Source organism: Wolbachia endosymbiont (group A) of Pogonocherus hispidulus (assembly GCF_964028195.1).
GTDB lineage: Bacteria > Pseudomonadota > Alphaproteobacteria > Rickettsiales > Anaplasmataceae > Wolbachia.
The window spans coordinates 1,289,977-1,305,078 of the sequence record NZ_OZ034750.1 but is presented as its reverse complement, the minus strand read 5'-3'; the positions used below and the strand labels follow the sequence as shown (position 1 = coordinate 1,305,078).

Here is a 15,102-nt window from a genome sequence, read left to right as displayed (position 1 = left end):
ATTATTTAACTTTAACATAGTAAACTATAAAAAGCCCGGGTGGCGGAATTGGTAGACGCGCTAGCTTCAGGTGCTAGTAACTTTTTAAGTTGTGGAAGTTCGAGTCTTCTCTCGGGCACTCTTAGTTTTTATATTGCTTGTTGAATTAATTAATGCTATAATATATTTACTATGTCTAAATTTATGAGTTGTGAGGAAGAGAGCCTTGTTTACAGAAAGAAAATACGAACTTACTCGAAACGCTTAGTTACTGCGCTATCTACTGCCCTTTTTATTGGATATATAGCAACATTAGTCTTTAATATTTCTGGGCTAAGTGTACATTCTGCCGCTCTTAGTATCACACTAAGTGCAATTTCACTTGGCTTAAATTCATGGTCACGTACTGATCACTTTCGAAAATGCGAGCTTAATAAGCAGCTTGGTGTAGAAAACTCTCCTGGACAAAAAAAATTAACGAAGATCTATCTTGATATAGTATCCAGCGTTTCATTTCTAATAGGAGGTATTGCATCTATGTCGCTTTTTGAGTCTTCTGTTATCTATTTTGTTTCTACACCTTTTTTTATTTTAGGTTGTGCTATTATGGCAACTAATATCATTCGGACTATGATTAGTAAGCCACAGATAGAAGAAAATAATAACGTCAAAGGTGGTCATCCTGGTCATCCTGGTAATTCTGAGGCAGTTAGAACTTAATTACTAAATATTAACAAATTAACTTATATTGACTTATACAGGAATATTAGCTATATAATTCCACTGAAGGAAGCCATTCAAAAGAGTTCAACGTAATTAGCATTGAAAAAGTATAAGTGAATTTAAAGCTTAGTGGTAAATAGGGGACTGAGTATCCTCATTTCAACATCAATTACTTGAATAGTTGCTCAAGCTATCAAAATAAAAGTTTTTATTCAGTAATTTATGTATAAAGGATATTATTTTACTGGTAGTGAAATAAATCAGAATGAAGTCTATTTTATTAACGAGGCCTTTATTGGATTCGTTCAATACAAGAAATATATTGAGAAAGTATGGATACAAAGTTTATATAGAACCAGTATTCACAATAAAGTACTTAAATCCTGATATATCTGCGCACGAATTTGACGTTGTAATATCCACAAGTAAAAACAGTGTAAAGGCTTTTAGTCAAATATGCAAAGTGGATGACTTTCCGATTATTACAGTTGGTAATTCAACCATGCAGACTGCAAAAGATTTAGGTTTCTCTGATATAATATCAGCGGACAGTAATGTTGATGGATTAATATCATTTATAAAAGCTCACTATTCAAGTGCAATAAAGTTCTTATATATAAGAGGACAAGAAGTATCATGTGACCTAAAAAAGAGATTATCCGAAGAAGATTTTAATGTAAGAGAAGTTGTACTCTATAAAACAATTATTAAAAGGAGTCTAACTAATAGGTGTAAAAATTTGCTGTTGGATGGTAAAATTGATGGTGTTGCTTTTTTTTCCTCACAGACAGCAAGGGTATTTTGTTCATTAGTTCTAAAAAGTGGGCTATCTCATGCGATGAATAATACAGTTGCATATACTATGAGTAAGAACATTGCTGATAGTTTAAAGTTAATCAAATGGAAAAGAATTATAACATCGAGGTTGCTTACTGGGGAGAGTTTAATTGATATAATTAATAAGGATTGCTGATGCTAAAGATTGCAACTTGGAATGTAAACTCCATACGTAAAAGAGTTAACCAACTTTGTAGTTTTATAGTTGATAGTCAGATAGATATAGTTTTGCTGCAAGAGATAAAATGTACAGAAGAGCAATTTCCTTATGCAGAGATAGAAAAGTTAGGATATGAATATGCTATCTATGGACAAGTTGCAAGAAATGGCGTTTGTGTTTTATCTAAATATCCGATACTGGAAAAACTAAAAATTGACATTGTAGAAGGTCATCAAGAAGCACGTTATATAGAATGTGTGATAAAACACACCAATCATAAGGTAAGGGTAGGAAGTGTATACGTTCCAAACGGTCAAAGCCCGGACTCTCATGTATTTGAATATAAACTCAAGTTTTTTGATAACCTATATGAAAGGATGAGCACTTTGTTGAAGAATGAAGAGTTAACTATTATAGCTGGCGATTATAATGTTGCACTAGATGAAATTGATGTTTTTGATTCAAATTTATTGAATGGCCAAGTGTGCTTTCATATAAAAGAACGTGAGAAGTTAAGAGCAGTCTTGAATCTTGGGTTTAAAGACGCGTTTAGAATATCTCACCCAAATTTGCAACAATTTACTTGGTGGCATTATCAAGGCAATTCACTCAGAAATAATCAAGGAATGCGAATAGATTATATGCTATTATCACCACAAGCTGTAGATAAATTGGAAACATGCTACATAGATGATAGATTGCGTAAGCTAGAAAACCCGTCTGATCATACTCCTGTTGTATGCGTTATAGAATAATAGCAGATCTCTTACACAATTCACTTTTGGCAAACCTGAGTAGTCTTACCTTTGCTGCTCTGTGTTTTTAGCTAGCGGACCAACACTAATTTTTTCAAACATAGAATTAGGCTGTTGTTCACTCTTTTCTTTTCCTTGGGAAATTTGCTCAGGAACAGGCTGTTGTTCACTCTTTTCTTTTCCTTGGGAAATTTGTTCAGAAACAGAAGTGGGTTGCTCACTCCCTTTAGCCTTCTCGACTGAGATTTCTAAAATTTTATTGATGCCATCGCTAATTTCATTACCCCATTCTTTTCTTTCCTTTTCATCTCGTGAATGAGGGTTATACAAAGTACCTTTTTTGTCATTTGAAAAAAGACCTTTTACCGCCTTATATTCAGCAACAGCAAGACCAAAAACAGCAAATCCTATTACTATAACATGAGGGATGGTAAAAAGACCAAGTACTGACACTGGACCGCTTAAGCTGCCTAATAATATTACAGTAGTGAGAGCAATAATAGGAAATAAAGATTTACTTAAGAACGTTGTTACCATCTCTTCATCACTGAGCGGTGGTTCATCCTCTTCTTTTTTATCTTTACCTAAGAATGGTATTTTTTCTTTCACCCCATTCATAAAAGAGCTGGAAATATTTTTCGGGTCTACCTTTATTCCAAACAGCCACCCGGGAAGCTTTATGAGTGAATCTTTAGCTTCTGTACCGCGTATATCAGCTACACATTCAGCTACTTCTTGCTTTATTTTGTCATTCTTTAAATTCTCTTCACTAGCTAAATTTTTTTCTCTAATTTTTTGAGATACGGAAAGTAAAAACTGAAGAAAATTTTCTTCACTTAGTAACTTTATATCTTCTTGATTAATATTATTGAATATACCTTTATGATTTTTTGATATAAAAGTAAAAATTTTCTTTTCATTTCCATTCTGTAATCGCTCTAATCGTTCATCTAATGACTTCAGATCACTCTGTAATTTTTGTTTTTCTTGATCTAAAAGTTCTTCTTTCAATTTCTGTCTCTTCTTTTCTATTTCCTGTTTCGTTTGCTTTTCTAGATTTTCTGGATTTTCTAAAGTATCTAGGAAAGCACGATAGATTGCCTGATGTTCCTCTTTTTCAAAAGTTTTCTCATCTTTGTTAGTTACCTGAGTAGGTAACTTTGGAGGTTTTGAACTTTTTACTTGTGGGCCTGTCATGGCTGACCTATTTGCATTTGCTATGTTCTATTCTAACATATTTTTCGTATTAGTTCAAATGATTTATACTCTTAGAATCCACCATGTTTAAGTCATAATTAAGAGCCCAGTTGTCGCCAACTTTTATTTCTACTTCAAGTGGTACAGAAATTTCTATTGCATTTTCCATTATATCTTTCATAAGTTCTGCCGTTTCTTGTACCTTTTCATCCTCTACCTCGACCAGTAGCTCATCGTGAACTTGGAGGATTATTTTACCTACTTTTAACTGGTCAAAAAGCTGAATCATCGCACGTTTTATTATATCAGCAGCGGTTCCTTGCAGTGGTGCGTTTATTGCTGCCCTTTCTGCAAATTGTCTTACATAAGGAATTGTATTGTTTATGTCTCTTACAAAGCATCTCCTGCCAAACAAAGTTTCTATATAACCATGCAATCTTGCGATAGACACTGCTTTTTCCATATAGGCCTTTATTTCTGGGTAACAGGAAAAATAGTAATTAATGTATTCAGCAGCCTCTTGAAAGGTAATTCCAAGCCGCTTTGCAAGACCAAATGGGCTAATGCCATATATAATTCCAAAATTAATGGATTTTGCTTTGCGTCTTAATTGCTCATCTATTTCTTGCACTCCAAAAACTTGCCTAGCGGTGATATTGTGAATATCTTGTCCGTTTGCAAAAGCTTCTTTAAATGCTGCAACGTTTGCAACGTGTGCCAGGAGTCTTAATTCTATTTGTGAATAGTCAGCAGAGATTATCTTGCACCCTTTTGGCACAATAAATGCTTGTCTGATAAGATTTCCCTCTTCGCTTCTGATAGGAATATTCTGTAAATTAGGATTGCTGGAGCTCAGCCTTCCAGTTGCAGTTGCAGTCGTTGAAAAGCTTGTGTGTATCCTACCATCAATGGGATCAACTTGCTTTATTAGCGCATCAGTGTAGGTGCCTTTTAATTTACTTAAATGTCGCCAATTTAGAATTTTACTTGCGATTTCTACCCCTTCTTCTTCGAGTGCCTCTAGAACTTCATAATTGGTGCTATACGATCCAGATTTTGACTTTTTCTTTTTATTAAGCCCCATTTTATTAAATAAAACATCACTTAATTGTTTTGGTGACGCAATATTAAATCTTTCCTCTGCTAAGTTATATATCTCATCTTCAAGCACGGCAATTACCTGCTGAAATTTATCGGACAGCTCTTGTAATTTTTGTATGTTCAGTAATATCCCATTTTTCTCCATATCAAATATTACTTTCATAAGTGGCTTATCGAAGCGCTCGTAAATTGTGAACAATTTTTCCTGAAATAACCTTTGCTTTAGCTTTTCATGAATTGCTATTAAAGTTTTTGCCGAGAAAATTTCTGCATTTTCACTCAAATTATGCGCAACTATGTTTGGAATACTGTGATCATGTTTTCCTGTATCCAAGCTATACGACATTATCATCAAATCATCAACTGAATCTAGCATCTTCTCCACTGCAGGGAAGATTTTCCTCATCTCTTTAATGTTATGTATTATTTTAAGCACCCCATTTGAGAGTAAAGTTGAGTTGATTGTAATGAGTGCATCTTGTATGCTGTCTTGCTCTATATAAAAAATATTACTTTCGCTATAAGATAAGGAAATTTTATTTAATAAGTTGTTTTCAAAGTGGCAATGAATTGCAATTTTGCCTTCATATCTACAATGCTCTAAAAATTTCTCTAACTCTTCACTACTATATTCTGTTTTCTTTTCTGTGCTAGACCCACTATAGGAAAAAAGCTTTTCCACTTTCCCTATTAAGGAATTGAATTCATACTTCTTTAAAAAGGATAATAATTTCTCCATATTTGGAGAATGGACTTCATATTTTGCAATATCATGTTGAAGGTCTACTTTTTCGCATAGTGATAAAAGTTCTCTTGAAATTAGTGCTTTTTCCTTATGTTCGGTAAGAATATTACGAATCCTCGTTTGCTCGATGTTATCAATGTTCTCTATAATATTATTCAATGAATCAAATTCATCTAGTAATTTAGCTGCAGTCTTCGGACCTATTCCCGGAACGCCTGGAATGTTGTCAGATGCATCACCAGTTAGAGAAAATAAATCAAGAAGCTTGTGTGAGTTTACACCAAATTTTTCTACTATTTGTTTTTCATCTATATATATATTTTTAATGGGGTCGAATATTAAAATATTGTGGTTCAAGAGTTGAAACAAATCTTTATCTGATGAAACGACTACCACTTTAAAGTCTTGGTGGTTGGCGTATTTTGCAGCTAGTGTTGCGATTATGTCATCTGCTTCATAACCTTCAATTTCTTCATAGCTGAGGTTAAAAGCTTCTACAGCTTCCCTCAGTATGGTGAACTGTGGAATTAGATCCTCAGGAGGCGTTACTCTGTTTGCTTTGTATTCAGGATATAAATTGTGCCTAAAATTCTTTTTTCCTGCATCAAGTGCTATAGTTAGGTAGTCCGAATGGGCAATGTACTTAAGAACCATATTCAGAAAGCCATATACACCACCTATTGGCATTCCTGTTGTGGTAATTAAGTGAGGTAGTACATAGTAAGCTCTGAAAAGAAAACCATAGCCATCGATGATTGTGAAAGTTTTTTCTTTCATTGTAGATATTTATGCGTGCTTTTGATGGTCCACTATTTAGCTGCGAAAATCAAGTTTTTGTTTTTCTGCTTTTGAGCGTTGTAAGAGATTTTGCCGAAAATAGCATTCATGCATAGTTATACCAATTAGACTTCTTGCATAACCATATGACGAACTTTTATTGGGAATAGAAACGAAAAACTTACTTGACAAACTCCGCCAGTCCCCTTACCATGATACTGAAGCTATTTATTTATCTTCGCAATCTGTGCAGGTTAATGACAAAAAACTTAGGGTATTTGGCGTCTCATGTTTAATTTTTCGCACTACGTGCATCGCATGTCTTTAAAAATTTCTAGGTTTTTACCTATATAAGCCGAAACGCGCTTACAAAGCGTTTAAGACAGCAAAGAACGTCAAATTGACAAGGGAGAATTTGAATACTAGCTACTCTGGGTTTTCTTTGCCTTTTTTCCTGCTTAGTAAATTTCTTAAACACTTGCGGTGTAGGTTAGTTGCAAGTTAAAAGCAGCTAAATTGCTCTTAATCAAGCGTTTTAGAATAAAAAAAACGCCGATATTTTAGTACATAGTGAATAGCTAACCACCACGGGGCTTCTTTTGCCTTTTTTTTCGTTTGGTAAATTTTTTAATATTTATATGGAAGGTGTCATTCCAGCGCGTGACGCTGGAATCTAGTTTTCCATATAATCTCATCGAAAACATTGTAACCACTTTCTATGCTAGTTTGCTTGCTTACAAGCAAACTTTTCTGGATCCCAGTGTCTGGGCACTGGGATGACATCATAGGGGCACTGGCCTGACAATCGTCATCCCGCTTTGTTAGCGGATGAGATACCGAGAATAAATCCATAGCTGTACGAACATTCATTTTTGAAGGTAAACTGCACAGCAAATGGTCAGTGCTGGGCACTGCTCTCCTTTGTCATCCCAGTGCCCAGACACTGGGATCCAGGAATTTTATTAAGTTGGTGAGCATAAAAATAGCTGTTTTACGTTAAAATACAATGTTTTGATGATTATGGAAAGGCTGGATCCCAGTGTCTGGGCACTGGGATGACATTATAGGGGCTACTTGGATGACACCCTGACAATCGTCATCCCGCTACGTGTTAGCGGATGAGATACCGCGAATGAATCGCGGTATGACGTGTTAGCTATACCTTTTTTCTACTTAGCTTGGGTTATACAAGAAGTCTAATGAAGTGAAAATAAATTTATTTACCAAAATAGAGTTGCCTTGGTCTACAGATCTTAGTTTCTTTATCATTTATCATTTCATACCACTGAGTAACCCAACCAGTGGTTCTTGCAAGTGCAAAAATAGGCGTGAACATATTTGAGGGAATATCGATAGCATTCATTATTATACCTGAGTAAAAATCAACATTTGGATATAACTTACGCACGATAAAATATTCATCCTTTAAAGCTATTTCTTCAAGTTTTTTTGCAATTTTGAGCAATTCATTATTTCGTTCTAGTTTACTTAGAACTTCATGACAAGCGTCTTTCAATATACGCGCGCGCGGATCATAATTTTTATAAACACGATGTCCAAATCCCATCAATTTAAATGGATCTTTATCATCTTTAGCTTTTTCGATGAATTTATCTATATCTCCACTTTGCTCTATCTCTTTTAGCATATTTATAACTGCCTCATTAGCTCCACCATGTGCTGGTCCCCAAAGTGTAGCAACTCCTGCAGAGAGGCTTGCAAACAGATTAGAACCAGCCGATCCCACCAATCTGACAGCCGCCGTAGAAGCATTCTGTTCATGATCAGCATGGAGAGTAAATATTTTATCCAGAGCTTTTGCAAAAAGGGCGCTTTTATCATTATCAACAGCATCGCCAAATATCATCTTTAAGAAATTTTCACTGTAACTTAATTCATTGTTAGCATTTATGAATTCCTGATTGTTGATATGCCTATAAATCATTGCAACAATTGCAGGAACTTGTGCTATTGCAGAAATTCCAAAATCTAGATCTTCATCATTGATATTGTTGCCATGCTTTTCATGGTAAGATGCTGACAAACTTGCAAAACATGCAATTAAAATCGACATAGGGTGAGCAGTTTTTGGAAATGCTTTGATTACATTTGTAACTTGCTCTGATACTTTGGATAATTTTTGTATTTTGAGAAGAAATTTTTTGTGTTGCTCTGAACTGGGTAATTCACCATAGAGCAATAAATAAATCACAGCAGTAAAATTATTATTTTCTGCTAAATCAGCTATATTATGTCCCCTATATTTAAGTACTCCTTCATCTCCATCAATGAATGTAATTGTGGAAGAGCATGAAGCTGTGGAAACAAATCCCGGATCATAAGTGAATAATCCTGTCGTCTTATATAAATTCTTGATATTTAACACGTCAGGACCTATTGTTCCACTTAATATGGGTAGCTCAATTTTTAATCCATTACTTAGTTCTAATAGCGCTTTTTTATCCATCACTTAAGCTACTTAAATTTTATACAGAATATACAAACTGAAGAGTATATATTAATACAGTTAACTTTACATTAACCGTATTAAGCGGTCATCAATGCTTTTACTTTTGCATTTAAGCGACTTATTTTACGCGCAGCAGTATTCCTATGAATAACACCTTTATTCACACACTTATGTAAATTGGATTCAGCATTCCGAAATGCCAGAACAACATTTTCTTTGTCGCCAGACTTGATTATATCAACCAATTTTCTAATAGAGGTGCGAGTTTTACTTTTCCGCATCTTATTTATTAAAGTGCGCTTTGCTATTACCTTTATCATTTTTTTAGCACTCTTATGATTTGCCATATATTAATACCTAAAATACTGTACTTTTTTTTTAATTATAAAGTTTTTTTGTTAATTTGCAATATCAGTTTTTTCTATGGTTAATCTACTGCTTCTCTCTTCAATAATTTTTTCTAAACTTTGCAAGAATTCATTTTTGTTTAACCCAGGATATATTGGGGGCAATATTTCTATTACTGCCTTTCCGGGATTCTTTCTCAGAGAAAGTATGCTTTTTGGCCAAAACAAACCAGTGTTTAAAGCAACCGGTAACACAGGAACAGATAATACGCTATATAAAGCAGCAATACCTGGTTGATATTTTATATTTTGGTTTATAGTCGTTCTTGTACCTTCAGGAAATATTATTATGCTTCTATTTTCTTTTATACGCATTTTTGCTAGTTTAATTATATGGCGTATAGAACTGATACCATCTGAACGGTTAATAAAAATCATTTTCAGCGCTATAAGATGTAAACCAATGAATGGAATCCATTTCAATTCACGTTTTAAAATAAAAACCGCTTTTCTAAATAGTAGTATAAAAATAAATGTTTCAAATGGAGATTGGTGTTTAGATGCAATGATAAAAGGTTGCTTAGGAATGTTTTCCATTCCCCTCACTTCATATTTAATGCCACATAATAAACGCAGCATGAATAATACAACTCTCACCGAACAGACGAGGAAAATGGTTATTACATACTCAGGAAAGAAAATTACAGGGAAAGCAATTAAAGTATAGAATACTTCCCATAATATAAGGAAGAAATTAAACAATAAACTTGAAATCACAAACTCACATAAACTTATTTGAATTTAACTTTACTACAAATTAAAAGCAATAAGTTTAATTATTGATCATCTGAGTAATAGGATGCGAATCAGCTAATTTGTCCTTTAACTTTTCGTTAGCAATATGAGTATATATTTGTGTTGTAGAAAGGTTAGTATGGCCAAGAACTTTCTGTATCAACACAATATTTGCTCCGCTATCCAGTAGATGGGTAGCAAAAGAATGCCTAATCACGTGTGGAGAGATCTTATTTTCATCAATATTGCATTTTCTTGCTAACTCCTTCATTAATTGACCGACCCTCTGCCTTGTAATTGGTTTATTAGGTTTATCACCTGGGAATAGCCAATCGGATTCCTTTTCGTTAGGGATCAGATTGTCACGAACTGATAAATAATTTCTAAGGCTCTGCAATGCTTGTTCATTAAAAAGAATTTGCCTCTCTCTACCACTTTTTCCTTTTATTATTATATAGCATTCTTTGTTATTACTGTTTATTAAATGTGACACTTCACATAACTTCATATCAATTAGTTCAGAAACACGCATTCCAGAAGAGTAAAGGATATCTAAAATCGCACATAGCCTTTTACTGCTTATCTCTTTATTCGATTCGCTTGCTGATTTTCTCACTGTGTCCATTAGCAAAAATATTTCTTCGACACTTAAATACTTAGGCAAAGGACGAGAAACTTTTGGATTCTTTAATTCAGCATCATTAGCCGGTGCTGGATTAAAATCTATTATTCCGTCATTAAATAGACACTTGTAGAAATTTTTCATAGCGGATATTTTTCTTGATATAGAGCTACTTTTATATTTTTTTTGTGTACATAGAGATTTCACATAATCTTTAATATTGGTTTTGTTTACACTAACCAAGGTAGTGCCGCTTTCTAATAAAAATTCTTCAAACTGGTGTAAATCCGAACGATAACTTTCCAAAGTATTTTGCGTAGCGGACCTCTCTGAAGCCAAAGCATCTATGTAATATGTTATGTAAAGATTTTCTTTTTTATTTTGCGACTGTTTATTTTTCATTATCAGCTCCTATATTTATTTCTTTGGCTATAATTTGATTAGAAGTGTTCCCTGTGTTTCTTATGAGAAAATATGAGACAAATAAGGCATTTATCAATAGAGTGAACATCACAAGCTTTTGCTTTAACCTTTTTCTTAAATTTAATCTTACTCTTATCATAGTTAAATTATAACGTCAAATCTATAAAAAACACCTTATAAAGTGAGCTCTACTATAAATATAGAATACTTCTTAGCTGTATCTATCTATATTTATTATAACATAACATTTATTATAATTCTAGCATGGACAGATAGAGATTTCAATTACGTTAGTGTTATGGGTGTTAATAAATTTTTAATATATACCTTTACAAAAGAAGAAATCAAATGGCATCTTTTTTTAATAAAGTGCTAATAAAAGGGACGGTCACATTTGACCCTATAGATTCATTATCTATCTTCTCTATAATTTTATCAATGCTATAGAAAGAACGTTCTATTCTTGCTAAAATATAATTAATCACTTTTAAATCAATTTTTAACTGTTTATCTGAAAATCGTTTTATTAGCATGATTCTTAATAATTCTTCGCTTGCAGACAAAATTTTTACGCTGATAGTTGATAATATTCGAGAACTTAAATCTCTTAGTTTGAAGTTAAGCTTTTTTGGTGAAATTGAAGAAGTGATTAGCAGCCTCTTGTCACTTTCTTTCATGTAATTGTAACAATGTAATAACATTGCTTCATCTTTAATGTTTTGTACGTCTTCTAAAATAAAAGCATCGCTATACCTAATCTCGCTTACGAAGTTATTCACATTGATAAAAATTGCATCGTTTATTGATTGCCAAATATGAGCAAGATGAGTTTTACCGGAGCTTTTAGGTCCAAAAAGAATGAGACATTTCCAAGATAAATCCTCAATTACTGAATTATATATGTGCTTATTTTCATCTAAGATGATGTAATTTTGCCGACTATAATCAGCTTGGTTGTTGTTAAATAAATTTAATTGCACGTTGAACCTCTTACGTAACCTCTTTCTGGTAGTAATTTTTGCGCAGAAATTTACTTACGCTCCTCAAATATCTCAGGTATTCTGGGCTCATTTCTCCTCTTACCATAAATTGATTATGCAAAAGGTCTGTTAGCCGTTTTTATAAAGCTCACTTTTAAAATATTTATTGATTGCATATTCTACTGATACATTGAACATTGCTATTATTGGAATAAAAAGTAATATACCTGTAAATCCAAAATATGAAGCGCATATAGTAATTCCCAGAATAATTACAGTTGGATGTATATGAACTTTTTTTCCTATTAATAAAGGAACTAATATGTTTGAATCTATTAATTGTCCAACACCAAATAATAGCAAAACGGCAGCACTTTCAAACCATCCACTAAATTGAGTGATAGCGCTCAAAAACCCAATAATGGTATATAATAATGGTCCTACGTAAGGTATGAACGTTAACATTCCTGATAAAATTCCAATAACAATGGAGTGTTTCAATCCGATTATGCTCAGGCTCACAGAGTAAAAGACCATCATGACAATACATACATTTACCTGCCCCTTTAGATAATTAGATATAATGAAATCCACTTTGGAAAAATAATTTGCAACTTTTTCTCTATAAGGCATAGGAATTAATTTACTAGCTTTTTCTATAATTAAAGGCCAATCACGTAATATATAGAAAAACACTACAGGAGTAATCACCATTAATGATACCGTGTTAAAGCTTGAACTTAACACTTGGATTATAAAGTTACTAGCAATATCAAGAGCATTCATGAAATAAGATACATAGTCGCTGTAATTTTCTGCTAGATTTTTAGATAAGTGATCAAATAAGCTATCCTCGATTTTTATATTAAGAAATTCTAATACAGAGGGGATTACTTTAAGTTTTAATGAAGGCACTTTACTCACTAAGAAATTTAATATTGAAGTAATTTGAACATATATAATAGGCAAAACAAATGTTATAACTAGTATAAAAGCTATTAATAAAACAAGTATTATAAAAATTGCAGAACATGGACGCGGTATTCTATACTTTTCAAACTTGACTACTAGCGGATTAAACAAATATGCAATAACAATAGATATTAAACATGGAAAAATCATAGGACGCATCAGGAATAACATCCCTATTATAAAAAGCAGTATAAAACAAATAGTTATATGACGTTTTTGCATGCTTTTAGCATAGTCAATTTACTGAAAAATATACAATTTATTTTTCCTATGTTGAAAGTATTTTGCGATTTGTAATACTATTTATTCATTTTGAAATTTTAGATAGCCTGCTATCATACACTTACGCTAAAAGTGATAAACATGTGCGCTAACAAATTCAAGAAATACAAAATAGCAGCATTAATAGTTGCAGCGGGAGTAAGCAGTAGATGCAGTTCTACGATTCCTAAGCAGTATACAAAACTTGCAGGTAAATCTGTTTTATTTCATACAATTAAAAGATTTTTGGCTAACCAATATATAGATTACATAAGAATAGCAATTAATAGAGACCATGAAAGTTTTTATAGGGAAGCGATGGATCTCTTGTACAATCATTATTTAAGTGAAAAATCAGCGGTACACTCCTTCCAGCGCGTGACGCTGGAATCTAGGAAAAAAGAAAGTATGGATCCAAGTAGTCAAGCTACTTGGATGACAGGAGGTGTAGACACTAAATTACTAAGTCCAATATATGGAGGAGAAAGCAGGCAAAGTTCAGTTAAACTAGGGCTTGAAAGCTTACAAAAAGTTAACCCAGATTTTGTAGTTATACACGATGCTTGTAGGCCTTTTGTGTCAAATGTTCTGATAGATAACTTGGCTCAATTCATGATTAATGATCAATATACAGGAGTAGTTCCAGCAATAGAAGTTGAAGATACTATGTCATTGATGGGTAATAATTTCGTTGAATCTACGATTTCAAGAGGAAAACTCAGAGCCATACAAACTCCTCAAATTTTTAATTTCAAAGAATTATTATCGTGTCATCAATCAGACAAAGAATTTACTGACGATTCATCACTAATGGTAGAGCACAAAAAACATGTTGCGATTATTAAAGGTGAGAAAAGCAATTTTAAGTTAACCACAAAAGAGGATATCAATATGGCAAAGCTTCTCTTTGAAGAGCCAAAATTTCGTGTTGGAGCTGGTTATGATATACATAAGTTCATTAAAGTTCAAAATGGTGCTGAGAGCTTTATAAAAATTTGCGGTGTGAAAATTGAATACAACATGGCAATAGAAGCGCACTCTGATGGTGATGTTGCAATACATGCAATCGTTGATGCAATACTCGGAGCACTGGGATGTGGCGACATAGGAGAGCACTTTCCTCCTAGTTCCTCTGAATGGAAAGATTGCAATTCATCTCACTTTCTTGACTTTGCTGCTAAAAAAGCAAAGGAAAAAGGGTACAGCGTGTCTAATTTAGATATTACTATAGTTTGTGAGGAGCCTAAAATATCGCCTTACAAAGTAGAAATGAAGAAATTCATATCAAAAGCATTAGAAATTGATGATGAATTTGTAAATATCAAAGCAACCACTGCAGAAAAATTAGGTTCTATTGGAAGAAATGAAGGAATAGCAGCACATGCTTCTGTGTTATTGCATACAAACTTTTATTGGGAATAGAAACGAAAAAACTTGCTTGACAAACTCCGCTAGCCCCCTTATCATGGTGTGTAGTACAATGATACAAATTAAGAATTCCCCCATCCTGCGCTAGTTCTTCGATCTGAAATCCTACTTCTACCTGATCACGACCTATCTTAATTTGTCCTATCAATGCTTTAATAATACCACGTTTAGTTCCCCAATCTAGCTGTTCCAGGTTCGATTTTACACTAGAATAAAAATTTTTTATGCTATTTATAATAAGACTTATTCCTTTTTCTACTGTCTTCTGATCAACTACCTTTTTTTTCTCTTCTTCTATCCCTTGTAAGCGTTCTTTCATTTTTCTCATTGTCTGTTTAAATTCTTCCTCGCTTATATATCCTTTCTCTCCTGCATTTTCTTGACTATAATAATCTTCCATTAATTTTTCGATACCTTCTTTTATTTGATTTTCTCTTCTTGCAAACTTTTTCTCTGATGATTCATCATTTTTATTTTCTAATACTCTACGTTGGTATTCCTTATATACGAGCCTCAACGCTCAATCAGTT

General features: G+C 33.2%; 14 protein-coding genes and 1 tRNA gene. 5 read left to right on the top strand and 10 right to left on the bottom strand.

Annotation, left to right across the window (positions count from 1 at the left end; genetic code table 11):
* The first annotated feature begins 33 nt into the window (after window positions 1-33).
* The 4 genes from ABWU58_RS06365 (at window position 34) to ABWU58_RS06350 (ending at window position 2,454) form a co-directional block, all read left to right on the top strand.
* Window positions 34-118: transfer RNA gene (locus tag ABWU58_RS06365), tRNA-Leu, on the top strand.
* Window positions 119-183: 65 nt separating this feature from the next.
* Complete coding sequence (locus tag ABWU58_RS06360) at window positions 184-699, top strand: hypothetical protein (protein ID WP_353282937.1); 516 nt, start codon at window positions 184-186, stop codon at window positions 697-699.
* 268 nt (window positions 700-967) lie between these two features.
* Window positions 968-1,675 (top strand): uroporphyrinogen-III synthase, encoded by a 708-nt coding sequence (locus ABWU58_RS06355; protein ID WP_353282936.1) that lies wholly within the window; start codon window positions 968-970, stop codon window positions 1,673-1,675.
* The gene (locus ABWU58_RS06350) at window positions 1,675-2,454 is read left to right on the top strand and encodes an exodeoxyribonuclease III (RefSeq protein WP_353282935.1); all 780 of its coding nucleotides are present in this window, start codon (window positions 1,675-1,677) and stop codon (window positions 2,452-2,454) included. Before ABWU58_RS06355 ends, ABWU58_RS06350 begins: the two co-directional genes overlap by 1 nt.
* Window positions 2,455-2,499: 45 nt before the next feature.
* Here the strand turns inward: ABWU58_RS06350 and ABWU58_RS06345 are convergent, their stop codons facing one another.
* The 9 genes from ABWU58_RS06345 to ABWU58_RS06305 all read right to left on the bottom strand — a co-directional run bounded on the left by ABWU58_RS06345 (window position 2,500) and on the right by ABWU58_RS06305 (window position 13,105).
* On the bottom strand, window positions 2,500-3,651 hold the full coding sequence (locus ABWU58_RS06345; RefSeq protein WP_353282934.1) for a hypothetical protein: 1,152 nt from the start codon (window positions 3,649-3,651) through the stop codon (window positions 2,500-2,502).
* 49 nt (window positions 3,652-3,700) lie between these two features.
* Window positions 3,701-6,274: a DNA polymerase I gene (gene polA, locus ABWU58_RS06340; RefSeq protein WP_353282933.1), complete on the bottom strand. Its 2,574-nt coding sequence runs from the start codon at window positions 6,272-6,274 to the stop codon at window positions 3,701-3,703.
* Window positions 6,275-6,922: 648 nt separating this feature from the next.
* A complete protein-coding gene (locus tag ABWU58_RS06335; RefSeq protein WP_353282932.1) occupies window positions 6,923-7,126 on the bottom strand; it encodes a hypothetical protein in 204 nt (67 codons plus the stop codon).
* A gap of 364 nt (window positions 7,127-7,490) precedes the next feature.
* Window positions 7,491-8,741: a citrate synthase gene (locus tag ABWU58_RS06330; protein ID WP_353282931.1), complete on the bottom strand. Its 1,251-nt coding sequence runs from the start codon at window positions 8,739-8,741 to the stop codon at window positions 7,491-7,493.
* A gap of 80 nt (window positions 8,742-8,821) precedes the next feature.
* Window positions 8,822-9,091: a 30S ribosomal protein S20 gene (gene rpsT, locus ABWU58_RS06325; protein WP_012673338.1), complete on the bottom strand. Its 270-nt coding sequence runs from the start codon at window positions 9,089-9,091 to the stop codon at window positions 8,822-8,824.
* 51 nt (window positions 9,092-9,142) lie between these two features.
* Entirely contained in the window at window positions 9,143-9,868 is a 726-nt protein-coding gene (locus ABWU58_RS06320) for a lysophospholipid acyltransferase family protein (RefSeq protein ID WP_353282930.1), read from the bottom strand.
* Window positions 9,869-9,923: 55 nt separating this feature from the next.
* Window positions 9,924-10,910, bottom strand: coding sequence for a tyrosine recombinase (locus ABWU58_RS06315; RefSeq protein WP_353282929.1), 987 nt, complete (start codon window positions 10,908-10,910; stop codon window positions 9,924-9,926).
* Between the two features lie 365 nt (window positions 10,911-11,275).
* Complete coding sequence (locus ABWU58_RS06310) at window positions 11,276-11,911, bottom strand: DnaA ATPase domain-containing protein (protein ID WP_353282928.1); 636 nt, start codon at window positions 11,909-11,911, stop codon at window positions 11,276-11,278.
* A 129-nt stretch (window positions 11,912-12,040) separates the two neighbouring features.
* Window positions 12,041-13,105, bottom strand: a complete 1,065-nt coding sequence (locus ABWU58_RS06305; protein WP_353282927.1) for an AI-2E family transporter — start codon at window positions 13,103-13,105, stop codon at window positions 12,041-12,043.
* A gap of 141 nt (window positions 13,106-13,246) precedes the next feature.
* On the opposite strand from ABWU58_RS06305, the gene ispF reads away from it, so the two are divergent.
* Window positions 13,247-14,566 (top strand): 2-C-methyl-D-erythritol 2,4-cyclodiphosphate synthase, encoded by a 1,320-nt coding sequence (gene ispF, locus ABWU58_RS06300; RefSeq protein WP_353282926.1) that lies wholly within the window; start codon window positions 13,247-13,249, stop codon window positions 14,564-14,566.
* Here the strand turns inward: ispF and ABWU58_RS06295 are convergent.
* The gene (locus ABWU58_RS06295) at window positions 14,496-15,089 is read right to left on the bottom strand and encodes a hypothetical protein (protein WP_353282925.1); all 594 of its coding nucleotides are present in this window, start codon (window positions 15,087-15,089) and stop codon (window positions 14,496-14,498) included. The two genes, ispF and ABWU58_RS06295, sit on opposite strands and share 71 nt — an antisense overlap.
* Between the last annotated feature and the right edge of the window lie 13 nt (window positions 15,090-15,102).